The 24,279-nt window shown below is 47.6% G+C and carries 19 protein-coding genes; 12 read left to right on the top strand and 7 right to left on the bottom strand.

Annotated elements, in window-relative coordinates:
* Positions 1 to 92 precede the first annotated feature (92 nt).
* The 10 genes from JL719_RS18320 (at position 93) to JL719_RS18275 (ending at position 15,184) form a co-directional block, all read left to right on the top strand.
* Positions 93 to 857 (top strand): hypothetical protein, encoded by a 765-nt coding sequence (locus JL719_RS18320; RefSeq protein WP_129871430.1) that lies wholly within the window; start codon positions 93 to 95, stop codon positions 855 to 857.
* A 283-nt stretch (positions 858 to 1,140) separates the two neighbouring features.
* Entirely contained in the window at positions 1,141 to 2,046 is a 906-nt protein-coding gene (locus JL719_RS18315) for an HprK-related kinase A (RefSeq protein ID WP_225892893.1), read from the top strand.
* 8 nt (positions 2,047 to 2,054) lie between these two features.
* Positions 2,055 to 3,134 (top strand): nucleotidyltransferase domain-containing protein, encoded by a 1,080-nt coding sequence (locus JL719_RS18310; protein WP_033155678.1) that lies wholly within the window; start codon positions 2,055 to 2,057, stop codon positions 3,132 to 3,134.
* A gap of 64 nt (positions 3,135 to 3,198) precedes the next feature.
* Entirely contained in the window at positions 3,199 to 4,416 is a 1,218-nt protein-coding gene (locus JL719_RS18305; protein ID WP_033155677.1) for a TIGR04063 family PEP-CTERM/XrtA system glycosyltransferase, read from the top strand.
* Positions 4,403 to 5,611, top strand: coding sequence for a glycosyltransferase (locus JL719_RS18300; RefSeq protein ID WP_225892892.1), 1,209 nt, complete (start codon positions 4,403 to 4,405; stop codon positions 5,609 to 5,611). Before JL719_RS18305 ends, JL719_RS18300 begins: the two co-directional genes overlap by 14 nt.
* Positions 5,608 to 6,957, top strand: a complete 1,350-nt coding sequence (locus JL719_RS18295; protein WP_033155675.1) for a phenylacetate--CoA ligase family protein — start codon at positions 5,608 to 5,610, stop codon at positions 6,955 to 6,957. Before JL719_RS18300 ends, JL719_RS18295 begins: the two co-directional genes overlap by 4 nt.
* A gap of 155 nt (positions 6,958 to 7,112) precedes the next feature.
* A complete protein-coding gene (locus JL719_RS18290; RefSeq protein WP_225892891.1) occupies positions 7,113 to 8,756 on the top strand; it encodes an asparagine synthetase B family protein in 1,644 nt (547 codons plus the stop codon).
* A 259-nt stretch (positions 8,757 to 9,015) separates the two neighbouring features.
* Positions 9,016 to 9,489 (top strand): pilin, encoded by a 474-nt coding sequence (locus JL719_RS18285; protein ID WP_051669704.1) that lies wholly within the window; start codon positions 9,016 to 9,018, stop codon positions 9,487 to 9,489.
* An 88-nt stretch (positions 9,490 to 9,577) separates the two neighbouring features.
* Positions 9,578 to 11,626 carry a hypothetical protein gene (locus tag JL719_RS18280; RefSeq protein WP_051669742.1) on the top strand — a complete coding sequence of 683 codons (2,049 nt, stop codon included), beginning with the start codon at positions 9,578 to 9,580 and terminating at the stop codon, positions 11,624 to 11,626.
* 111 nt (positions 11,627 to 11,737) lie between these two features.
* Positions 11,738 to 15,184 carry an SbcC/MukB-like Walker B domain-containing protein gene (locus JL719_RS18275; protein ID WP_033155673.1) on the top strand — a complete coding sequence of 1,149 codons (3,447 nt, stop codon included), beginning with the start codon at positions 11,738 to 11,740 and terminating at the stop codon, positions 15,182 to 15,184.
* A 44-nt stretch (positions 15,185 to 15,228) separates the two neighbouring features.
* Here the strand turns inward: JL719_RS18275 and JL719_RS18270 are convergent, their stop codons facing one another.
* The 3 genes from JL719_RS18270 to JL719_RS18260 all read right to left on the bottom strand — a co-directional run bounded on the left by JL719_RS18270 (position 15,229) and on the right by JL719_RS18260 (position 18,339).
* Positions 15,229 to 15,609: an exosortase system-associated protein, TIGR04073 family gene (locus JL719_RS18270; RefSeq protein WP_033155672.1), complete on the bottom strand. Its 381-nt coding sequence runs from the start codon at positions 15,607 to 15,609 to the stop codon at positions 15,229 to 15,231.
* Between the two features lie 103 nt (positions 15,610 to 15,712).
* Positions 15,713 to 17,989: a Tex family protein gene (locus JL719_RS18265; RefSeq protein WP_033155671.1), complete on the bottom strand. Its 2,277-nt coding sequence runs from the start codon at positions 17,987 to 17,989 to the stop codon at positions 15,713 to 15,715.
* A 152-nt stretch (positions 17,990 to 18,141) separates the two neighbouring features.
* Positions 18,142 to 18,339 (bottom strand): hypothetical protein, encoded by a 198-nt coding sequence (locus tag JL719_RS18260; protein ID WP_033155670.1) that lies wholly within the window; start codon positions 18,337 to 18,339, stop codon positions 18,142 to 18,144.
* Positions 18,340 to 18,860: 521 nt separating this feature from the next.
* Between JL719_RS18260 and JL719_RS18255 the strand changes: the two genes are divergently transcribed.
* Positions 18,861 to 19,223: a SirB2 family protein gene (locus JL719_RS18255; protein WP_033155669.1), complete on the top strand. Its 363-nt coding sequence runs from the start codon at positions 18,861 to 18,863 to the stop codon at positions 19,221 to 19,223.
* A 187-nt stretch (positions 19,224 to 19,410) separates the two neighbouring features.
* On the top strand, positions 19,411 to 19,815 hold the full coding sequence (locus tag JL719_RS18250) for a septal ring lytic transglycosylase RlpA family protein (protein ID WP_033155668.1): 405 nt from the start codon (positions 19,411 to 19,413) through the stop codon (positions 19,813 to 19,815).
* An 80-nt stretch (positions 19,816 to 19,895) separates the two neighbouring features.
* Here the strand turns inward: JL719_RS18250 and purD are convergent, their stop codons facing one another.
* The 4 genes from purD to dusB are packed head-to-tail and all read right to left on the bottom strand — an operon-like array spanning position 19,896 to position 24,058.
* Positions 19,896 to 21,182 carry a phosphoribosylamine--glycine ligase gene (gene purD / locus JL719_RS18245; protein WP_033155667.1) on the bottom strand — a complete coding sequence of 429 codons (1,287 nt, stop codon included), beginning with the start codon at positions 21,180 to 21,182 and terminating at the stop codon, positions 19,896 to 19,898.
* Positions 21,183 to 21,198: 16 nt separating this feature from the next.
* Complete coding sequence (gene purH, locus JL719_RS18240) at positions 21,199 to 22,779, bottom strand: bifunctional phosphoribosylaminoimidazolecarboxamide formyltransferase/IMP cyclohydrolase (protein ID WP_033155666.1); 1,581 nt, start codon at positions 22,777 to 22,779, stop codon at positions 21,199 to 21,201.
* 37 nt (positions 22,780 to 22,816) lie between these two features.
* On the bottom strand, positions 22,817 to 23,080 hold the full coding sequence (locus JL719_RS18235) for a helix-turn-helix domain-containing protein (RefSeq protein WP_020485063.1): 264 nt from the start codon (positions 23,078 to 23,080) through the stop codon (positions 22,817 to 22,819).
* Positions 23,081 to 24,058 carry a tRNA dihydrouridine synthase DusB gene (gene dusB / locus JL719_RS18230; RefSeq protein WP_084153223.1) on the bottom strand — a complete coding sequence of 326 codons (978 nt, stop codon included), beginning with the start codon at positions 24,056 to 24,058 and terminating at the stop codon, positions 23,081 to 23,083.
* Positions 24,059 to 24,279 lie beyond the last annotated feature (221 nt).

The following is a 24,279-nucleotide window of genomic DNA, read 5'->3' as shown; positions in this document are numbered from 1 at the left end:
AATTCTGGATCTGTACCTGTGTGCAATAGACAGATACAAGGTATTTTGCTAGAGTGCGAACCAATTCAAAGTTTAATTTAAGAGGGTTCCAGATGAACAGAATAGATGAACAGAAACGTACTGCAGAAGAATCCCAGAACGTTGGTAGGTCACTTGATAAATCCAGAAGGTCTTTTGCGAAAGCAGGTGTGATCGCGCCGGTTTTAATGACACTCACCAGTAAGACCGCTTTAGGCAGTGTTTATCAATGTACCATCTCAGGAGTGCAATCAGGCAATGTGTCGAGTCATTCCGAGGATATGTCGGTTTGTAGGGCAGGAACGTCTCCTAGCGTCTGGCTAAGCAATGTAGATACTGCTACGGACCCAAATTACTTGAAGTGGATTGCGGCGCGCGTCTGTCCTTTCAGGGTGGAGAGAAAATCCAACGGGGCGCTATATTATAAAAAAGGTACAAATACGCCCATAAATCCCGTCCCACCTAGTCCGGCCGCTTCGATGTGTACTGCCATTTTAGCTGAAAGTAGTTTTTCAGGTGGGACATCAAGCACGGGTAGCCAATGTGGAATCTCCGGCAGCTATACTTACAAGAATGCAACTACTTTTGCGTCGATATTTGATCCAACTAGCCTATCAGATACGACTACCTTTTGGGATGCCCTATCCGGAACTGGAGTCAAGCGGGATGCATGCGTAGCCTATTTGAATGCCAGTGCTGGGTCCATTCAGGATGTTAGTCCCGCAGAGGTGATAAAGCTTTATCGGTTATGCGCTTTTCATGAGCCCTTCTATGACGGTAGCTTAGCGGTAACGAATGAAGTCGGTGCTGCTGAATTATTAGCTAATCTTCATCAATAGCCATTAATGTTGTGAAGTGGAAAATTTATCGAAGCTTCCCTATTCAGTTCGTATCTTTTGGTTATGAATCTGTTGCTTTTCATCATGGTAGCGGTGAAACTCATTATTTGGATAAAGATACAAGTTTGGTTTTATCGATAATCAGCGGTTCCGAATTCGCAATTAGTGAGCCGGAATTACTGAGTATTTTTATCGATTCTGAGGGTAATTTGGATAAGCAATCGTTGAATAGCGTACTTGACCAGTTGTGCAAGCTTAAGATTATTGAAAGTATATAGTTATTTTGCGCGGACCTAATTCCACTTCATCTTTGATAGCGTCTGGGCAGTTTGTTATCAGGATTGGCCCTTTTTCAATTAGAATTCATTCTGCTATACCGTCAGTTCAGCAGGGTATCATTGAGCTTTACTCTGCCTATCCGATATTACCCCCAGATACTTTTTGCGACTTTTATGTCCGCTTAATTCAGCCTGCGGGCGTAAGACGTTTCTTTCGCAAACAGGTGCTATTTGCCTTTGATCAATTTATTCCTTTCAAGCCTTTGCCTTATGTGCAGGCATTTCCATTCTTTGAGTGGGGGTTGAACTGGTGTATATCCGGCTACTCACACCGGTTTCTAATTATTCACGCCGCCGTGGTGGAACGAAACGGTAAAGCGTTAATTTTACCTGGTGCGCCGGGGTCAGGTAAGAGCACATTGTGCGCAGCATTAATCAACAACGGTTGGCGACTATTATCTGATGAATTAACTTTGATGGATCGAGCAACTGGGCATGTTGTTCCGGTACCGCGTCCAGTTAGTTTGAAAAACGAATCAATATCGGTGATCGCGGATACTTTTCCATTTTGCCAATTCAGTCCAGTTGTTCACGATACTTTGAAAGGATCGGTTTGTCTGATGAAGCCGCCCTCCGAATCGGTGTCAAAAGCTGACCAAACCGCCCTGCCATGCTTGGTTGTATTTCCGAAGTATCGAGCGGAATCATCCTTGAGTTTATCTGCGGTGCCAAAGGCTGAGGCGTTCATGCGGCTGGCGGACCTTTCATTCAATTACAGTGTACTAGGTGCGCAGGGTTTTGAGACCATGTTGGGTCTGGTAAACAGCTGTCAGGCGTATGATTTCATTTACGATGGCGATTTTAACCATGCGTCTGATTTATTTGTGCAATTATTGGATGATGTACGCTAGAGAGTCGCATGATGCCTGATTTGTTGAATGAATACTTGATGCTCAAGGCGAAAGATAGTATTGACTCGAATTCCGATTGGGAGCTGTTGTTAAGGCAAGCAAGGAGCGCCGGAGTATTGGCCAGACTGACATTTTTCCAGAAAAAATTTCTACTATTCAACCCGCCACAGCATTTTGCATATCACCTCGATTCAGCCGAGACTTATTGGTTGTCTCAAAAGCGCATCGTCAAGTGGGAGCTGCATAACCTGTTGCAGGTCTTTGAGCTTTTGAATATTCGGTTGATTTTGTTGAAAGGCACCGCTTATTCGGCATCCGGATTGAATGCTGGTTTGGGGCGCGTATTCAGCGATATTGATATACTGGTGCCGAAGACTCAGTTGAAGCAGGTCAAAGATGCGTTGAAATGGCATGGATGGCTTCCTGAACCGATGGATAATTACGATCAGCGCTATTATGAGCAGTGGATGCATGAATTGCCGCCGCTTAGGCATATCAAGCGTGGGACTTCGCTGGATATTCACCACAATATACTTCCGCAAACCTGCAATTTATACCCTGATGCCGAGTTGTTGCTAAAAGCCGCTGTCAAGATAACAGATACCGATTATTGGGTTTTGGCCCCCGAGGATATGGTTCTCCATAGTGCCAGCCATTTGTTCTGGGGTGGAGAGTTTGAAAATGGTTTGCGCGATTTGAGCGACATCGATTTGCTCCTACGCGAATTTAGTGGTAACGATCCAAGTTTTTGGGAAAACCTGCATCATCGAGCGGAAATGTTGGGATTGGGTAAGCCCTTGTTTTACGCTCTCCGTTATACCACCAAAATATTGGCAACACCGGTTCCTGATAGTGTCATTGAGGCTTCTACCGTCTACGCGGGAGGCGGAAAAAACCGAGTTATGGACTATCTTTTCTCGCAAGCCCTAAAACCACACCATTCTAGCTGCATGGATAGCCTGACCGGCTTTGCTCGTTGGCTGTTGTTTCTTCGCTCGCATTGGTTAAAAATGCCCTTGCATATACTAGTGCCGCATTTAATCAGAAAGGCCTGGTTTCGGCTGACTGACAATACTAAAACCACATAAATCATGGCAATCATGTCGAACCCGGCAAGTTGCCAATAGGAATATTCCTTAACCCGTTCTTGACATGAAGATATTACACATATTGGATCACTCCATTCCGTTGCACAGCGGATACACCTTTCGTACTCGTGCGATTCTCGAGCAACAACGCAAACTGGGTTGGGAGACGTTTCATGTCACATCCGCCAAACATCAAGTCGCGGAAGCTCCCATTGAAACCGTTGACGGGCTGACCTTTTATCGATCTGTTATTCCGCGAGGTTTGGCGGCGAAATTGCCGGTTTTAAATCAATGGGCCATCGTACAGTCGTTGGCGGAACGGCTGGATGAAATTATTCCGCAGATCAAACCGGACATTCTGCACGCCCATTCGCCCGCGTTGAACGGGCTTGCGGCCTTAAAAGTAGCAAAAAAATACGGATTGCCGTTGGTCTACGAATGCCGGGCATTTTGGGAAGATGCGGCCGTCGATCACGGCACCACCCATGAAGGTAGTTTACGTTACCGATTGACTAAGGCATTGGAAACACATGTTTTTAAGCGTGCCGATGCGGTGACGACTATTTGCGAAGGTCTGCGCCGGGATATCATAGGCCGCGGAGTCGCGGCGGAAAAAATTACCGTGATTCCCAACGCCGTCGATATCGATAAATTTACCTACGGCGAGGCCGCCGAGCCAAACTTGCAAGCAGAGCTGGGATTGAGCGGCAAAATTGTGCTCGGTTTTATCGGGTCTTTTTATGCTTATGAGGGGTTATTGCTATTGCTGGATGCATTGCCGGCGATTATCCAGCAGCAGCCTGATGTGCGTTTGTTGTTAGTGGGCGGTGGGCCGCAACAGCAACAAATCCTGCAGAAAATTGAGGCGCTGAGCTTACAGGATTGCGTCATTCTGCCCGGACGTGTCGCTCACGATCAAGTGCAGCGCTATTACAATCTGGTCGATATCTTTGTTTATCCGCGCTTGGCGATGCGCTTAACCGATTTGGTGACACCTTTAAAACCGCTGGAAGCCATGGCGCAAGGCCGCTTGTTGGTGGCTTCGGATGTCGGTGGGCATCATGAGTTAATTCGAGACAGGGAAACTGGCTATATCTTCAAAGCTGGGGATAAGACAGCGTTGGCGCAAACGGTGTTGGCGGTCCTCGATCAGCAAGATCAATGGGAGCAAGTGCGGCGAGCCGGTAGGCGCTATGTCGAAGAAGAGCGTAATTGGCAGCGCAGTGTCAGTCATTATCAGGCTGTTTACGGCAGGATAATGGCGGGTAATGATGGCCGATAACTCGCCAAGGCTGATTGTTTTCAGTTCTTTGTATCCCAGTCGTGTCAGACCTAACGCTGGCGTTTTTATTCGCGAGCGTATGTCCAAAGTGGCCGGTCATTGTTCTTTAGTTGTCATTTCCCCGGTGCCTTGGTTCCCACTGCAAAGCCTAATTCAATGGTTTAAACCGAATTACCGGCCGCAACCGGATAAATACGAAAATCAAGACGGTATTTCTGTCTATTTCCCGCGCTTTTTATCGATACCCGGAATCGGACGTTCTTGGGACGGCTTTTTTATGGCAATCTGTAGTTTTTTGATTTGTCGTCAATTAAAAAAGAGCTTCGTTTTTAATGTGATCGATGCGCACTTCGCATACCCTGACGGTTATGCGGCCACGTTACTCGGGAAATGGTTTAAGGTGCCGGTCACCATCACTTTACGCGGCACAGAAGTGCCGTTGTCTAAAACTCCCAGTCGCCGCCAACGATTATTAAAGGCTCTTAATGATGCCTCCCGAGTATTTTCGGTATCGGATTCTTTAAGGCGGCACGTAGTGGATTTAGGCGCCGACCCTCAGAAAATCCAGGTGGTGGGCAACGGCATCGATACCGCGAAATTTTTTCCTATTGATAAAAAACAGGCAAGGCAACATCGGCAAATTCCTGAAGACGCCCAAGTACTGATTTCGGTCGGCGGATTGGTCGATAGAAAAGGCTTTCACCGGGTGATCGAAGTTTTGCCGGCATTAATCGAAAAATACCCGCGATTGCTATACTTGATCGTCGGAGGCGCTAGTCCGGAAGGCAATATTCGCAGTCGCTTGGAGCAACAAGTTGAAACGCTGAATATTGGCCAACATGTGCGTTTTCTTGGGGCTTTGCCTGCAGAACAATTGCACGGCCCATTATCGGCAGCCGATTTGTTTGTGCTGGCTACTGCCAACGAGGGCTGGGCTAACGTGTTTTTGGAGGCTATGGCTTGCGGCTTGCCGGTGATTAGCACCGATGTTGGCGGCAATCGCGAGGTGGTTGCTGATGAAACATTGGGTACTATCGTGCCGTTTGGGGATGCTGACGCATTGTTAATGGCGCTTGATCATGCTTTGCAACGGCAGTGGGACCGGCAAGCGCTTGTAAATTATGCAGCTGATAACTCTTGGGATAAGCGGGTGGATATTTTGTTGGCGGAATTTAAAAAACTGGTGGAGTCATGAGCTTTTATACGTCTTTTTGTTCAACGGTAATCTTTCCGCTTCACGAAGCCTTAAAAAAGCATAGTACCGTCAAAGTTAGACGCGGCATGGAGCGCAGTCAGTGGCTAAAACCCGACGAGATTAGGCAGTTGCAATTGCAACATTTACGCGCGTTTCTGCAAGACGTACAAATTCATGTGCCTTACTACAGGCAGTTGTTCGCTACTTTGGGATTTGAGCCGGCGGACCTTGATAGTGTGAAAAAATTAGCCGAGCTACCGTTGTTAAGTAAGCCGGAAATCAGGCAGCATCTTGATGAAATGAAAGCGGACGATGCTAAAAGACTCGCACGTTTCAACACTGGCGGTTCCAGTGGAGAACCATTGATTTTTTACATCGGTAGCCGCCGAGTTAGCCATGATGTCGCGGCAAAGTGGCGGGCTACCCGTTGGTGGGGTGTGGATATAGGCGATCCAGAAGCAGTAATCTGGGGGTCTCCAATCGAACTAGGGGCGCAGGATAAAATTCGGCTGTTGCGCGATAAATTGTTGCGTACACATTTGATTCCGGCGTTCGAAATGTCGTCGGAAAAGTTGGATGGCTTTGTTCGACAAATCCAGCAGATTCGCCCGAAAATGTTATTTGGTTATCCTTCTGCGTTGGCCCACATTGCCAGTCATGCTGAGAAGCGGGGCGTAGCATTGCATAATTTGGGGATTAAAGTGGCTTTCGTGACATCGGAACGGCTTTACGATCACCAGCGGACAAAAATAGAAAACGTGTTTGCTTGTCCGGTTGCGAATGGTTACGGCGGGCGTGATGCCGGTTTTATCGCGCATCAGTGTCCCGAAGGCAGTATGCATATTACCGCTGAGGACATTGTCGTCGAGATTGTAGACAAACAAGGCCAGCCTTTACCTAACGGAGAGCTCGGTGAAATTGTGGTTACGCATATGGCAACCAGAGATTTTCCGTTTATTCGGTATCGTACCGGCGATATGGGAATATTGTCGGATAAAGTCTGTGCCTGCGGGCGAGGATTACCCGTGCTGGAGGAGATTCAAGGTCGAACCACCGATTTTGTAGTTGCTCAGGATGGAACAGTATTGCATGGCTTGGCATTGATTTATGTCTTGCGAGATTTAGAAGGCGTTGATTCCTTTAAAATTACCCAAGACAGTTTGGATAAAACCACTGTGCAAATTGTTAAAACCCTAAAATATCAAGCGGCTTACGAACAAAAAATCGTCGACGAATTTAAAAAACGTTTAGGACAAGCCGTTACTATCAATATCGAATACACCGATTACATTCCCAAGGAGCGTTCAGGAAAGTTCCGTTATGTGATCAGTCACGTCAAGGCATAACTATATCGATCACTATGACAAAATTTGCAGGATGGATGGGGAGCGGTCTCCAGAAAGATGAATCTATCGCTTTGCTGGGGCAAATGACGGCGGCAGATTCAATATTTAATGTTCGGCATGGTCAGAACTTCGCTTTTTCAACCGCTGCGACCGATATGACGGACAGTAATGGGGTGTTGTTGCTCGTCCCGCAGTCCGGTTCGCGATCAGGTCGCTCACAGAGTTTGTGGGATGCCTATTTAAGTCGCGGTGTCGATTTTTTAGTCGGTTTGCCGGAAGCTGATACCTTGCTGCTTATCGATACCAATCAGCAGCTGCTGATGTTGGCTACCGATCCGATTGGTCTCAGTAACATCTATTACGCAGAAGTTGCCGGTGGCCTAATATTCGGTTCAAGTGCCGATTTTATAGTGCGCCATCCTCAGGTCAGTAACGGCATTGCGCCGCAAGCGGTATTTGATTACATCTATCTCAACCATTGTCCCAGCCCTACAACGATTTATCGGCAAGTTAAAAAGCTGGAAGGTGGGCAGTGCTTGGTTTATCACAACGGACGAATCAGCTTAAAACGCTATTGGCTACCGGTATTTCGTGAGCAATCCTGCGATCTGCAGCAAGCCGGCTTGGAATTGCAGCAACAGTTGATCGAAGCGGTCAGAAGTATGGCCGATACCGAAGATAATACCGGCGCGTTTCTGAGCGGTGGGCTGGATAGTTCCAGTGTGGCGGGAGCCTTAGCTAGGGTATTTCCAGGTAAGGCGAAAACCTTTTCGATGGGTTTTGACGCTGACGGCTATGATGAAATCGAGTACGCCAATATTGCAGTGCAACGTTTCAATACGCGGCAACACCAGTATTACGTCACTCCCGAGGATACTGTTAATGCCGTGCCGGCAATAGCGGCTTACTACGATGAGCCGTTTGGGAATGCGTCGGCCTTGGCAGCGTATTATTGCGCCAAGTTGGCTAAGGATCATGGTGTTGACCGTTTGCTCGCGGGAGATGGGGGGGACGAGATTTTTGCGGGTAACGAGCGCTATGCCAAGCAAATGTTATTCGAGAGTTATCATCGCCTGCCAAAATTCCTAAGCGCTGGCCTCGAAGCAACATTAAATAACTTGCCGGATGTAATAGCCAAACAGAAACTACCGTTTAAGGCAAAACGCTATATCGATCAAGCGAACGCAGCGATGCCAGACCGCCTCCAGGATTACAATTTTTTGCATAGGCATGCTGCGGCAGACATTTTTCAAGCTGATTTTTTAGTGGAAATTGATGCTTCTGCGCCCTTACGCCAGTTTAGGGAAGACTATTGGCGGCCGGAGTCTGCTAGTACCTTGAACCGTATGTTGTATCTGGATTGGAAAAATACGCTCCACGATAACGATTTGGTCAAAGTCAATAGAATGTGCGAAATGGCAGGCGTTGAAGTCAGCTACCCCTTGTTGGATAGACGCATTCTCGACTTGTCTTGCCGAATTCCTTCGAATGACAAGTTGCGAGGGCAAAAGCTGCGCTGGTTTTACAAGCAGGCTATGACGGATTTCCTTCCGGAGCGGATTATCAACAAGCCCAAGCATGGCTTTGGGTTGCCTTTCGGCGTTTGGCTGAAGGACCATCAGCCGCTTAAGCAACTGGCTTATGGAGCAATAAATGATTTGAAGCGGCGCGAGTTTTTTAAACCGGATTTTTTGGATCATGCTATCGAGATGCATCAAAGTGTGCATGCCGCCTATTACGGTGATTTAGTGTGGATGTTGATGATGCTGGAGCTTTGGTTTGTCGGTAAGAGTTTGTAGTCAACCATCCCTGAATTATTTAGCGATTTATAGGGGTGACAAAAAACGTCAGTTATGAACAAAAACTACTTTTTTGATAAGGTTGTGGCTACAGGAATATTGCCTAATTTTATTTGTAAGAGCGTTGTGTAAGGCTTTGAAATGTATGTGGAACAAGCTTAATTTTATCGTTTTATTTTGTTCGAAAGATAATTGGCATTCTAATTGCTAATAAGCCTGAGAGTTTTAAGTTCCGTTCATCATAAAAAAGAAGGTGGTTATGAATAAGCAAATGCAAAAAGTACAACAAGGTTTTACCTTGATCGAGTTAATGATTGTGGTAGCCATTATCGGTATCTTGGCTGCCATCGCGATTCCGGCATATCAAGATTACACCGTTAAATCCAAAGTATCGGAAGGTCCAAGTTTGGCCTCTCCTGCTATGACCGCTGGTGGCGTATCTTGCAGTGAGCAGAGTTTGTGGGTCAGTGGGGCAACACTAACGAATGGGTATTTTGGCATCCTCCCAAAAGCTCAAATCGTCGGTAACTATGTTAAGTCCGTTGAGATTACCTCAGCTAGTCCCTCAACTGCCAGGGTGACCATTGCCTATAAAACCATTGGTACATCGGTTAATGCTGATCAAACCATGACGTTTCAGGGTACCTGCACCGTTGGTGTGGGTATGAAGTGGGCTGTATTGGCTAGTGGCGCAGGAAGCTCATTACCCCAAAAATATCTGCCTAAACAGTAGAAACTTTATTCAAATGGATTGCAAAAGGGGCTTAGGCCCCTTTTGTTTTTAAGCGTCTTTATGTGTCTTAACTACTCCTATGATTTTGATGAGAAGCCCGAAGGAAACATCTTGGCATTTGTACCTTTCTATAGGACTTCTAGCGATAGCAATATTTATTGTTTATTTCCCTGGGAGCCACGGGCCTTTCTTAGCTGACGATTACCCTAACATCGTTGACAACGCTGGTGTTTCGCTTAACACACTCTCTGTCCAGGAGCTGGCGGCGGCTTGGAGTGCCAATACAAGCGGTCCAGCCAAGCGACCTCTTGCCAGTCTAAGTTTTGCGCTAAATTATTTTTACGCGGGACAGCAATTTGACCCAGTCCCATTCAAGTTGGCCAATATTGGGATCCACGTCATCAATAGCTTTTTAGTTTTCTTGCTAAGTTGCCAACTGTTTCAGATTGCCTCACCTAATTCTCCTGTTCGAAAACTAGCTTTTCTTTCCGCGCTAATTTGGGCGGTACACCCGTTACAACTGACTTCTGTGCTGTATGTCGTCCAGCGTATGAACAGCATGGCCTGCATGTTTATGTTGAGCGGATTTTTAGTGTTTTTAAAAGGTAGGTTACAGCTAGAAAAGCCTGCTGGCCTGCTGTTTATGGTGCTGGGCTGTGTGCTTGGTACAGGCTTAGGGGTTTTATCCAAGGAAAATGCGTTGCTTTTGCCGCTATTGATTTTTGTCAGTGAAGTAACCTTGTTACCGCCGATCCCAATAGCGTCCCGCTTTAAAGTGTACAGCTATTACCTTGTCACCGTCATATTGCCGGTATTGTTTGGCTTGGCGTACTTGCTGACTCATCCGGAATATGTGCTGGGCGGTTATTTGACGCGCGAATTTACGCTGGCAGAGCGTTTAATGTCCGAAGCCAGAATACTGTTTTACTATCTGGGATTGCTGTTCTATCCGGATAATACCCAGCTCAGTTTGGCGCACGATGATTTTGTTTTGAGCAAGGGCCCGTTTCAGCCTTTTGGTACAGTGCTGTCGATTGCCGGTATTGTAGTGTTGATAGTGGTAGCAATCTATAGCACTTGTCAAAACAAAACTCGTTTTTTGAATTTTGCGGTTCTTTGGTTTTTTGTCGGACACGCTATGGAGTCCACTATATTTCCTTTGGAATTGATATACGAGCATCGCAATTATCTGCCCAGTATCGGGATTGTTTTAGCGCTAGTGGCTTTGTTGTACGAGCTACTAACGAAGCAAATCAGCAGTAGGCTACTCAATGGATTGTATGTCTGTATCATTGGCAGTCTGGCTTTGGCTACGCATACCCGTGCCGCAATCTGGTCAAATCTCGACAGTTTTAGTTACTTTGAGGTGCGTAATCATCCCGGCTCCGTGCGGGCCAATAGCGCTTATGCCAACAATCTCGAACTCAAACGCGGTCCCAACGCAGAAACCTATCAGTATTATCTGACAGCCTCCAAACTAAACATTTTTGAAGTGTCAACCTTGATTGAGATGTTTATGGAACTCAACAGATTGATAAATTTTCAAGGTGTAGCTAAAGATCAAAAATACGCTGCGTTACCTGTGCGATACGATGAACCCTTGGTTCTTGATGTTAAGTATATGGAAACGTTGAGAGATTTGGTGCACAAGGAAGTCCTGCATAGAATATCGGATAAGTCTCATCCGTTGCGTACCATGGATTCGATACGGACTGCTGCTACTTGTTTGATCAATGGGGATTATGAATGCAAAACGATTGCAGCAAATGTTTTGGAATGGTCAGACGCTGCGTTGATGCAGCCAAACTTCACCGATAAACCGATGATGCATCTTATCAAAGCAAAGGTCTATTTCACTCAGGGGCAAACAGAAAGCACATTTGAGGAAATGGATAGAGCTATTGCGCTGGATCCAAATAGAATGTATTTCCGTGCCGAAAAAGCCTACTTGTTTATCGAGTTAAAGGAATACGACAAGGCGGAGGATGTAATCCGTGAAGCTGAATTGCTGGGTGTGGCAAATGGTTTTGATGCGAAGGAATTTCAAAAACTCAGAGATGCGATTGTTTATAAAAAAGCTATCGCTCAGACTCCAAAAGCCATAATTTCGCCCTCCGATATTATTCAGCATCCCTAGGTCAAATTCACTAAAATACACGCATAGATTTTCAATCTGATTTGCTTGCATTAGCTTAATGCTATTCGAGTTTGAGCAAATTGCCACCAACAGCCCTCAAAGCCTGGGATTATGCGGATACTCAATATAGTCTTCAAAAATATCAATTCACTGGAAGGCGAAGGCCGAGTCGATTTCGAGCAAGGACCTATCGCCGACAGCGGTGTGTTTGCTATCACTGGTCCCAACGGTTCCGGCAAGACCAGTATCCTTGATGTCATCACGCTAGGCCTATACGGTGAGACTTTTCGTTTCGACAAGCCTGCCGAGCATGTAATCACCAAGCAGGCAAACGATAGCTTCGCACAGGTTGAATTTGCTTTAGATGGCGAGAGGTTTCGTTCCTCATGGCAGGTAAAACGGCCTGCTGACGCAAATCAAGATCAGGTTTTACAGCCGGAAATGAGCTTGACTAAGTTAAACGATGATTCGGAGTTACTCGCCAGGACACCAAATACAGTACGGACCAAAATTGCCGAGTTGACGGGCATGGACTTTCATAAATTCAGCAAATCCATGGTTTTGCCGCAGGGCGACTTTGCGGCTTTTCTAAATGCGCTGGATAGCGAGCGCATGGACATTCTGGAAAAAATCAGCGGTACCCAGATCTATGTTGAGTATCGGCAGCGGACTGAAGGTAACTTTCATACATCGCTCAGTCGTTTAACGCAACTACAACAGGATATTGATCTGATTCCTTTACTCAGTCCGGAAGCCTTGCAAGCCGGTGAGCAAGACTTACAGGATTTCAAGGACCAAGTTGCGGAGTTAAAAAACCAACAAAAACAGTTGCAACAGCAACTACTGACAATAAAAAACATTCATTCATTAGAAGGACGCCAAAGACAACTTCTCGAACAGTCAGAGAAAGTTGAAGCGCAAATTAAGCTTTTACAAGACGATTTACAGAAAATTGCCGATTGTCAGCAAGCGACACAGTTTCGCGAAGAAGTAATTTTATTGGACGGTAAGCAGGGACAGATTGTCCAAAGTCAGGCGACCTTGGATGCTTATCGTCAGGAGCTGAATGCGCTACAGCGCCAACTTGGTGAAGATGTCAGTAACGCAATCGTCCCAAGCCTGAATGGTAAAAGCGTAGAGGAGCAAAAACAGGCTATTGATGCGCTGAAATTGAAAGTGGGTGATCTGAAGCTGGAGTTGCCGCGTGAAGCCGAACTGGTGCAGACGCTGCAACAGCAATTGGAGGAAAGAAAGGCAAGTCTTGCGGAAATAGACGGCTGGTTACAAGATCATCAGGTGGATGCTAGTTTGCAGTCTGACTTTCCCGATGTCGTGCAGTTACGTAATCTCCGGACAGAATTGGCGGAGTTGGCCGGTAAGCAGAAGACACAAGCCAATTGGACTAAAAACACGACTGCGGCGCTGAAAAAAAACCAAACTGCTTTGCGCGATACTAAAACGGCGGTTGCCGATTTGAATGAGCGTATTGAAGCTGCACGTAAAACCCTACTGGAGTTGGCGCAAGGTAAAAGTTTCGAGGAGTTGAAGGAGTTACTGGTAGAGCAGCAAACACGGGTCAATGATTTTCAGGAGCTGCACTCGCTGGCTGCGGTTAATGCCAAATTTACCAAAAAAAGTTTTTTTAGTTGGTTCTCTCGTAATAAAGCGCCGGAACTGCCCGATGAGACCCGCTTGCAAGCCAGGCTGGATGCCCTGCGAGACGAGATGGACCGTGAAGAAAATATCGGCAAAGCCTTGGAGCAAGCTGTGCTGAATGAGGCATTGCTGAAAAAATTTAGCGGTGATCGCGGCAAGTTGGTTGATGGTAAACCGTGTTTTTTATGTGGCTCCTTAGATCATCCCTATGTTTCTAAACCGCCAATCCAAACCAACTCTAAAAAAGCCTTAATCGATCAGCGCGGCAAGATGCAGGCCTTAAAAGCAGCTATCGATAGTGTCTCCGGGCAGTTGGCAGTGGCAAAAAAGCAAGGTACTCAATTGTCTGCTCGGCAGCAAAGATTGCAGCAAATGCGCTCGCAATGGTTGGTTTTGAGCAACCGTTTAAATGTCGTCAGTGCGGAGCTGGACATCAATAATTTGTCTTTGCAAAAACGCTTGTGGGACACAGAAGCCCAGGAGTTGGAGAAAATCAAAAACCTGGTCAATGATCACGCGCAGTTACAGCGTAATGTGGCTAAGTGGACGGCCGAGCTAGAAGCCAAGCAGGCTTTGGTAGAAAAATTAACGGCGTCGGTGGAGCAACTTGATGCCACTTGGCGTAATCGGCCTCAGGAATACATCGAATCCGAACAGCTTTTCGCTAGTCGTACGGCGGAGCAAAAGGCGCTTGTTGATAAACTGGAAAAGCAGTTGGCTTTATTGGGTGAGAAGTTACCAGGAAAAGGCAAAGAAAATATAGTCTTCGATAAGCTCAATACTCGACGCCAGGATTACCAAATCCGCGAGTTACGTCAGAAGGGCTTGCTGGAGGAAGTTGCTAGCTTGCAAGATAGACTGTACGCTAGTCAGGCAAAAATAGCCAGTTATCAGGAGCAGATGGCAGACGCTTTGACTAGCTTGCAAACGGAAGAATCGCTGGGTTTGCATCTAGTTATCCTGGAGAAGCAAAAACTCATCGTCGAATTGGAGCGGCAAATAGCCACCCAGCAACTTGAACTAGATGCAATGCGGCGAGTATTAGCTTATAAAATTGCGGGTGGCGTTTTTACTGATGTCGATAGTTTGCGGTCGGCTTTAGAGCTGATCGATAGGCGGGCTGAAATTGAGCAAAAGCTGGAACAGCAAAATACGCAATTGGCAGCAATCGACGAAGAACTGGCTAAACTGTCAGCCGATTTACAAAAGGAATTGGCGGTTATGCCGTCCGATTTAAACGAAGCCGACCTTTTGGCAATCCAACGCCAGCTATCCCAGAAAATCGATATTGCCGAACAAGAAGTGGCTACGTTGGAAACTAAGCTGGATAAACAGTCAGCTTATCAAGAAAAATATCAGAGCCTTCAGGCGCTTTTGGCTGAGCAAAGGGTGATACATGCACAAGCCGAAGCGGAAATGAAGTTGATTAACGACGAGCAGGGTGGTTTCCGGCGGCGTATTCAACAGTTGTTGGTGGATAATTTGTTGTCGCAAGCCAACCGGATTTTGGAAAAACTAAGCGGACGTTACTATATCCGCAGTTTGGCCAGTGATAATGGCTTGGCGCTAGAGGTTGAAGATACCAAACAAAAAAATCTACGGCGATTGCCGAAAACCTTGTCTGGTGGCGAGAGCTTTGTGGTGAGTTTGGCCTTGGCTTTGGCGCTAGCCGAGATTGCCAACAACGGTAAGGCGATCGATTCACTGTTTCTGGATGAGGGCTTTGGTAATTTAGATGCGGAAGCCCTGTATTTGGCAATGAGTGCCTTAGAAGGCTTGAAGACTCAAGGGAAAACGGTCGGTGTAATTTCCCACGTCGAAGGGGTAAAAAAGCGCATCAAAACGCAGATTGAATTGGTAAAAAAAGCCAACGGTATGAGCGAGTTGAAGATGGTTGCTTGATCTGACGGTGGAGTAGGTGAACGCTCCACCACAAAATTAAGTAATTAATTGCTGGGGCGGAAGGCTTTGCCGTAGGTGGTTTCCGCGTTGAAATTGTCCCAAACATATAAAGGATAGACGATGGGCTGCGTAGGGATTGGCGAGGAAACCAAATCCAGCACGCCGACGCCGATTCTTCCTCCCATATTCAATAACCCTTTAAAAGTACCGCCGATAAAGCCGTAAATAACATTGCTTTGATTATTGATTAAAATAATGTTTTTCGGTATTTCCAGGGAAGATGTGGTGATGTTGGCGAGGCCGGTAGTCAGTTTTCGCCCGAAGGTTTCGCCATAGGTTTCGGCCTCTTCCGCTAGGCTGGGCAAGCTGGTCATTAGAAAAGCTGCGAATAAAACAGTGGTCAGGGCGCGAGTATTTCGATTCATAACTGATCCTGTATATTAAAACGGATTTGAGTATCTGTTGGTCGAGTCGGATTTACCGCTTCGACCGACAATCGCTCGAAAGTATAGCAGAGCCGTGAACTGTTTACTTTTTCAACGCCTTGGCAAATGCGCTGCTCATGCTGTTCTGTAGCGCGGGCTGCTGTTTAGGTTTGTGAGCGGTTCTTTGCGGTTTTTCTTTTGGAATAATCTCACCGGCATCCACGTTTTTTCTCATGCTTAGAGAGATACGTTGGCGTGCCACATCCACTTCCAGTATGCGCACTTTTACCATATCACCGGTTTTTACGATGCTACGTGGATCTTTAACAAAGTCGTCCGCCAGGTGTGAAATATGCACCAAACCGTCTTGATGTACGCCAATATCAACAAAAGCACCGAAATTGGCGACGTTGGTCACGACGCCGTCTAAAGTCATACCGGGTTCAAGATCGGTAATTTTCTCCACGCCATCCTTGAATTGTACGCTTTTAAACTCCGGACGCGGGTCGCGGCCTGGTTTTTCCAGTTCCTGCAAAATATCCGAAACGGTGGGAACGCCAAAATTGGCGTTGGCATAGTTTGCCGGATTCAGGCCTCGTAAAAACTGGCTTTGGCCGATCAAGTCGCGGATTGATTTGCCCGTATCATCTAGGATTGCATTGACCACGGGGTAGGCTTCTGGATGTACGGCAGATGCGTCTAGCGGGTTGTCGCCGTTCATGACCCTGAGAAAGCCGGCTGCTTGTTCGAACGCTTTATCGCCTAGGCGCGGCACTTTTTTCAGCTGATTGCGGTTTGCAAAGGGGCCATTCGCATCGCGAAACGCAACGATGTTTTCGCTGATGCTGCTGCTTAGTCCGGATACCTGTTTCAGCAAAGCTACCGAAGCTGTGTTTACGTCTACGCCGACCGCGTTCACGCAATCCTCTACCACGGTATCGAGCATACGAGCCAATTGCACTTGGTTGACGTCATGTTGATATTGACCAACGCCTATCGATTTTGGATCGATTTTCACTAGTTCCGCCAGTGGGTCTTGTAGTCGGCGGGCTATCGATACTGCGCCGCGTAATGAGACGTCGAGGTCTGGAAACTCCTTGGCAGCCAGTTCCGATGCCGAATATACCGACGCGCCGGCTTCGGAAACTGTGATTTTTTGAAAATTAAGGTCTTTATGTTGCTTCATCAAGTCTGCAACCAATTGATCAGTTTCCCGAGAAGCGGTGCCGTTACCGATACTCACCAGTTGTACTTGGTGCTGCTTGATCAATTTAGCCAGAACTGCTATCGATTGATCCCATTGGTTCTTAGGTTGATGCGGGTAAATGGTTTCTGTGGTCAACAGCTTGCCGGTTGCGTCAACCACAGCAACTTTGACGCCTGTGCGAATGCCGGGGTCCAGGCCCATGGTCGCTTTGGGACCGGCTGGCGCCGCCAGCATCAAGTCGCGCAAATTGCTGGCAAACACTCTAATGGCTTCTTGCTCGGCGGCCTCGCGCAGTCTTAGCTTTAGATCCATATCGATACGGGTAAATAGTTTGATTTTCCAGGCAAAGCGGGCGGTTTCGGCCAACCAGGCATCGGCGGGTTTTTCTGTGTCTTTAACTTGCAGGCGTTGACTAACGAATTGTGAACATAGCTGATGTTCTTCTTGATCCAGTTCCGCCGGTTTTAGGGTTAAGGATAGTAAATCCTCGTTACGACCGCGGAACAAGGCCAAGGCACGGTGCGACGGAATCTTATTGATCGCTTCACTGTAGTCGAAATAATCCTTGAATTTTGCTGCCTCTGCTTCCTTGCCGGTCACGACGCTGGCGTGCAGGATGCCCTTGTTCCAAACACGTTCGCGCAATTCAGCAAGTAGTTCGGCATCTTCGGAAATACGCTCCATGATGATCTGACGGGCGCCCTCCAGGGCTGCCGCGACATCCGCGATATCTTTTTCAGCGTCGATATAGCTAGCTGCGATTTGTTCGGGGATTAGGTCGTGATTATCCAGGATGGCGTCGGCTAATGGTTCAAGACCGGCTTCTCGAGCAATTTGCGCTTTGGTGCGGCGTTTAGGCTTGTAGGGTAGGTATAGGTCTTCCAGAAGCGTTTTGGTGTCGGCGTCGAGTATTGCTAGTTCCAGTTCCGGGGTGAGCTTTCCTTGCGAGCGAATGGTGTCGAGAATTGAGTCGCGGCGGCTGTTAAGTTCCCGCAAATAAATCAATCTTTCCTCAAGATTTCGCAGTTGCGTATCGTCCAGGCCACCGGTTACTTCTTTGCGATAGCGGGCTATGAAGGGCACCGTGGCGCCATCGTCCAATAGGGCGGCTGCGGCGGCGACTTGTTGCGGCTTAACTGAAAGTTCTTCGGCAATGCGTTGGATAACGTCCATCTGTAGCTAAAATGAAATTGGTATAAAGGCCCAATTCTACATTAGCGTGGGTTCTTGAAAAAGCGAACTATCAGAAATGGAGTGAGAAACTTGCGGGCACAAAAAAGGCGCCAGCTGAATTTTCAGCTGGCGCCTAAATTGCTAAGCAAAAATTATTTTGCTTGGCTTAAAACGTCGTTATTAAAATCTTTATGCTTTGCCAAAACTTGGGCTTCAGCTTGGGCAGAAGTTTCGCCGCTGTATTTGAGATGTTTGGTTTCATCCGCTTTCAGCAAAACGACGCCAGCAATAGCAATTGCAGTAACAACAGCAACTACAGTAAAGGTATTGTCTTTTTCTTGTTCAGCCATTTTTATAATCCTCATCTTGTTGTTGTAATAATTAGCCCTAAACGGGGCAACTCGAGTTGTATGTCGAAATTAGTATTATTGTTGGTCGACGGTGCATTTTTTACACTCAAAACTGTTTTGTGTCAAAACAATATTTTTGCGATTATTCGTTTTGACTGATAGGTATTTTATTTTTCTAATAAAATCAACTTATTATGGGCTTTTCTTTGGGCTGAAAAGTACCCGGTTTTGATGCGATGCTGTTGCTGCGTATCTGTTTCGGCGTGGTTTGCTATGCATTTATGCCGTAGCCCGAAGCCTGCATTACGGCGGCAAGTCGAGAAATATTGCGGGAAATTCCTATCGTTTGTCGAGTGTTCTAAGGGGCGATGAAGGGAAAGGAGGTATGGTTAACCTCGGTCATCGTGCAGGTTGCATGATAGGATTGGAATTTGAATCTGGCAGTCTGTTTGTTCTTACGGCGTTGTGTTGTTCGAATGGAGGCGGCTCGAAAATAATCTTTAGCTAAATTTGGGGTACTCATGCTTAAACACATACATCTTCTTTTCGTGGTAGTTTTGGTGGTCAGCTTTATTGGGCGAGTGGTGCTTGCCGAGCTAAAGCCAGCCCTGTTGGAGCAGAAATGGCTAAAAATTGGTCCGCATGTTATTGCGAGTTTGGTCTTGTTGACCGGATTTGTCTTGGTTTTTCAAGGAGGTTGGTTATCAGCAGAATTTGCTTGGATCGTAGCCAAGCTATTGATGTTGTTAGTTTACATTGGCTTGGGGATTGTGGCGATTCGCCAATCGGGACGTTCGCGATGGTTGGCTTTTGGTGGCGCATTGATTTGTTTGTATTACATCTCCAAGGTTGCTGTGACTAAGCAGGTTTTTTTCTTTTTTTAAGTGTTGTTCTATGCGTTGGAGTTTGCCCGCGAGGCCTTGTGTTTCTTAGAGAGTAGATAAATTTGGCTTGCGAAAAATAGTTATTGACAGATGGTGAAATTTGTATACTAACGAAAAAAGCTTGTCAAAGCGTTTTTATTCGGATAACCTCAAACCTCCTGTCAATACTCAACGTAAGGAGGGTAGGATGCGAAAAACGAAATTGACGGCAATATTATTGCTTTCAGCGAGTCTAGCGTCTTTTAGCTCTGTAGGTTTAGCGAAAACAGAAAGGAACGGTTTTCTTTCCCTTGAACAAAGCGGCGTCGCATCGTATTACAGCGACAAATTGCATGGTCAGCGGACAGCAAACGGTGAATTTTATGATAAAAACGCATTAACTGCGGCTCACGCGAGCTTGCCGTTTGGTTCTTTGGTGCGTGTCGTTAATCTTAGTAATAATCGTAGTGTCGAGTTGCGGATAAATAGCCGCGCTCATAAAGCCAATAAGCGGCTGCTTGATGTGTCCAAAAGGGCTGCCAGCGAGCTTGGTTTTATCCAAGCAGGCTTGGCGAAAGTCAAACTTGAAGTTCTGCGTGTAGGCGACGCCTAAGTTGCCTGTAGTGATGTAATTCGGTCTACGGGCCGGATTACATCGTCCTCGCTTATTCTGAAATCTCTCAAACTTACTTGTTAAGCGGTTTCTTTAATCGCTTTAAAGCCGATGTCTGTTCGGAAATACACGTCCTGCCAGTTGATTTGTCGGCATAGCTCGTAGGCTTTTTCTTGGGCTTGGGCGATGCTGTCGCCCAATGCGCACGCGCATAATACTCGGCCTCCAGCTGTGACTACTTGGCCTGCAACTTGTTTGGTGCCGGCGTGAAACACCTTAAAATCTTCACCAATATTGCTGCCCGGTAATCCGCTGATTGGATGGCCTTTGGCATAGTCGTCGGGATAGCCGCCGGCTGCGAGTACGACACCCAATGAAGGGCGTTCGTCCCACTCCGTAGTCGTATGATCAAGTTGTTTATCTATGGCCGCCAGACAAAGTTCAACCAAATCGCTTTTTAAACGCATCATGATCGGTTGGGTTTCCGGATCGCCAAAGCGGCAGTTGTATTCCAACACTTTGATACTACCGTTCTTGCCTATCATTAGGCCGGCGTAGAGAAAGCCGGTATATTCGTTACCGTCTTCACGCATACCTTGCAGAGTGGGCAAAATTACCTCATTCATGACACGTTGGTGAATCTCCGGCGTCACCACAGGTGCGGGAGAATAGGCCCCCATGCCGCCGGTGTTGGGGCCTTGATCGCCGTTGTCGCGGGCCTTGTGATCTTGAGAGGTAGCCATGGCCAAGGCATGCAAGCCGTCGGCGATAACGATAAAACTGGCTTCTTCGCCATCCAAAAATTCTTCAATTACCACCCGGTGTCCGGCTGTGCCAAACGTATTGCCGGCTAACATGTCTTGAACCGCGGCAATTGCCTCTTGTTCGGATTGGGCGACGACTACACCTTTACCGGCTGCCAAACCATCGGCTTTAACAACGATGGGTGCGCCATTTTCTCGGATATACGCGGTTGCCGGTTCAACTTCTGTAAAACTGTTGTACGCGGCTGTGGGGATGCCGTGGCGGATCATAAAATCCTTACAGAAGGATTTGGAGCCTTCCAACTGCGCGGCTTGAGCTGTCGGTCCGAAGCACTTTAAACCTGCGGCGGAAAATCGGTCGACTATGCCTTTGACTAAGGGTACCTCCGGTCCAATAATGGTGAGCTCTATGTCTCGGGCTTGAGCGAAACTCAATAAACCTTCGATATCGTCGGCCTGAATATCTACATTGTTTATGCCGTTTTCCAGGGCAGTGCCAGCGTTACCAGGCGCAACGTAGACGTTGCCGGCTTTTGCGGATTGCCTGACTTTCCAGGCCAAGGCGTGTTCTCGGCCGCCACTACCTACGATCAAAATGTTCATATAAGGTTGTCCCGTATTAATGTCTGAAATGCCGCATGCCGGTCAATACCATTGCGATATTGTGTTCGTCGGCGGCGGCAATCACTTCTGCATCGCGCATCGAGCCGCCGGGATGAATAACTGCGGTTATGCCGGCCGCCGCTGCTGCGTCGATGCCGTCGCGGAACGGAAAAAAGGCGTCGGAGGCCATGACCGAGCCGGGCACGGTTAAGCCTTCGTCGGCTGCCTTGATGCTGGCGATTTTTGCCGAATAGACTCGACTCATTTGTCCGGCACCAATGCCGATGGTTTGGCCATCTTTGCCGTAGACAATCGCATTGGATTTGACGAATTTGGCAACTTTCCAGACAAACAGTAAGTCCGCCAATTCTTGTTCGGTCGGTGCGCGTTTGCTGACTACTTTCAAATCGGCAGCGCTGATCTTCCCGGTATCCTTGTCCTGAACTAATAAGCCGCCTGTGATGCGTTTAAAATCTAAGGCTGATTCATGGGTATTTGTCCAATAGCCGGTTTCCAGCACCCGGACGTTCTGCTTTTTTGCCAACGCCGCTTGCGCACCCGCTGATACGGCCGGTGCGATGATCACTTCGACGAACTGGCGTCCTGCGATTTCCGCCGCAGTCTTTTCGTCCAGTTCGCGGTTGAAAGCGATGATGCCGCCAAAAGCGGAAGTCGGGTCGGTCGCGTACGCCAGATTGTATGCGTCGAAAATGTCACCGCTTACCGCAACGCCGCAAGGATTGGCGTGTTTGACGATCACGCAGGCCGGTTGGTCGTTAAACGCTTTGACACATTCCAATGCCGCATCGGCGTCGGCAATATTGTTGTAAGACAATTCCTTGCCTTGTAACTGTTTGGCAGCGGCTATGCTGCCGGCGGGTGGATTTTTTTCACCATAAAAAGCCGCGTTTTGATGGGGATTTTCACCGTAACGCATGCTCTGCAGGCGGTGGAATTGTAGATTTAGGGTTTCTGGAAAATCGCCGCTATCGACGACTTTACTGAGATAAGCGGCAATCATCGTGTCGTAACGCGCAGTATGCTCGAAGCTCTTTAGTGCCAATTTAAAACGGGTGTCGTGGCTTAGGGCGCCGGCATTAGCTTGTAACTCGGCCAAAATTTTCGGGTAATCGACCGGATCGACAACGATAGCCACGTCATTATGGTTCTTGGCTGCGCCCCGGATCATGCTTGGGCCGCCAATATCGATATTTTCTATCGCGGTTTCCAGATCGCAATCGGGTTTCGCCACGGTTTGTTCGAACGGATACAGGTTGACCACCACCATATCGATAGCTTTGATGCCGTTCTCGGCCATCACGGTGTCATCAATGCCGCGTCGACCCAGAATGCCTCCGTGAACTTTGGGATGTAGGGTTTTAACGCGGCCGTCCATCATTTCCGGGAAGCCGGTGTAGTCGGAGACTTCGGTAACGGCAATATCATTGTCGGCCAGCAGTTTAGCCGTGCCGCCGGTGGATAGTAGTTCGACGCCCAGGTGGCTGAGTTCTCGGCAAAACTCCAGAATACCGGTTTTGTCGGAAACGCTGACCAAGGCGCGGGTCACTTTTTTATTTATGCCCAAAGTGGGATTCATGCAAACCTCAAGAAAGGGTAAAAAGAAGGGTTGGAAATTAACCTATGCCGTAATGTTCAAGCTTTTTGCGTAAGGTGCTGCGGCTGAGGCCGAGGATAATCGCGGCTTTGCTTTGATTGTAATCGCAGTGTTTCAGCGTGGTTTCCAGTAGGGGTCTTTCCACTTCTGCTAAAACCAAATGGTATAAACCGCTGGAATCGTGCCCGTTTAGGTGGGCGAAATAGTCTTCGACGCAATGACGGACATGGTCAGACAGCGTTTGCTCGCTGCCGGTGACTTTATGAGTAAGATGTTTTCCCATCTAGGCGGCTCGTGGTGTCAGCAAATTGAAAGAGGCGTTGACGAGCGCGAGTTGCCGCGCAGCGTGTTGGGCTTGGTTAATTGCAGTCTTTTGGTCGGCAGGCAGAGTGCCGAGATGATCGAAATACCAGCCGATGTGCTTGCGGGCGATTCTAACACCACTGTCGTTGCCATAAAAACTGTATAAATTTTCCAGGTGCCGGTTGATAACGGCTTTGATGTCGGTCAAGCTAAGTGGTGAATATGTCGTGTTGCTTAGATGGGCGACTAGGTCATTAAATATCCAGGGTTTGCCTTGCGCCGCTCGCCCTATCATCACCGCGTCGGCTCCCGTATATGCCAATACCTCACTGGCTTTAGCGGGGCTATCGATATCGCCGTTTGCGATAATCGGAATACTGATACTTTGTTTGACCTGTTTGATGGTGTCGTACTCAGCATGTCCGGAAAATTTACAGGCTCGGCTGCGCCCGTGGATGGTGAGCGCTTGAATGCCGCAGTTCTCAGCAATTTTGGCGATGCTTGGCGCGTTTCTATTAGCTAAGTCCCAGCCCGTACGAATCTTGAGGGTTACCGGGATTTCCACGGCATTGATTACCGCGTCTAAAATTTTAGCCACTAATGACTCATTTTTCATTAGCGCTGAACCCGCCGCCACCGAGCACACTTTTTTTGCCGGGCAGCCCATGTTAATGTCGATAATCTGGGCGCCTCGGTCCTGATTCAATTTGGCCGCTTCAGCCATTTGCCGAGGGTCGGTACCCAAAATTTGCACCGAGCGCAGGCTAATGTCGCCGTTGTAATCGAGCTTTTTCAGGGTGCGCGGGTGGTGCTGCAAGCTGCGATTTGAAATCACCATTTCCGACACCGTGAGGCCCGCTCCAAATTCGCTGCAGATTTGCCGAAACGGCGCGTCTGTAATGCCCGCCATAGGCGCTAGTAATACTGGGTTGGGAAGTTCGTAAGGGCCAATTCGCATGAAAAGCCAAGCTAGTCGAAAAAGGCGGCAAATGATACCTGAAAAAGCGCTGATTAACGATGGCTGCAAGAAAGTTCTTGAAAATTGTTGATGGCGTTGATTTGGGAGCAAGTCCTGAGTATTAATTTGGCTTTTAGATCTTCTGTGAATATCCTTGCCGCGAAATCGGGGGATGAAGAATAAGCTTGCGCAATCCTCGAGATTTAAGGATTTGTGGAAGA

The organism is Methylomonas sp. LW13, assembly GCF_016865255.1.
Classification (GTDB): Bacteria; Pseudomonadota; Gammaproteobacteria; order Methylococcales; family Methylomonadaceae; genus Methylomonas.
The sequence above is the reverse complement of the archived record's forward strand: the minus strand, read 5'-3'. Positions and strand labels throughout refer to the sequence as shown.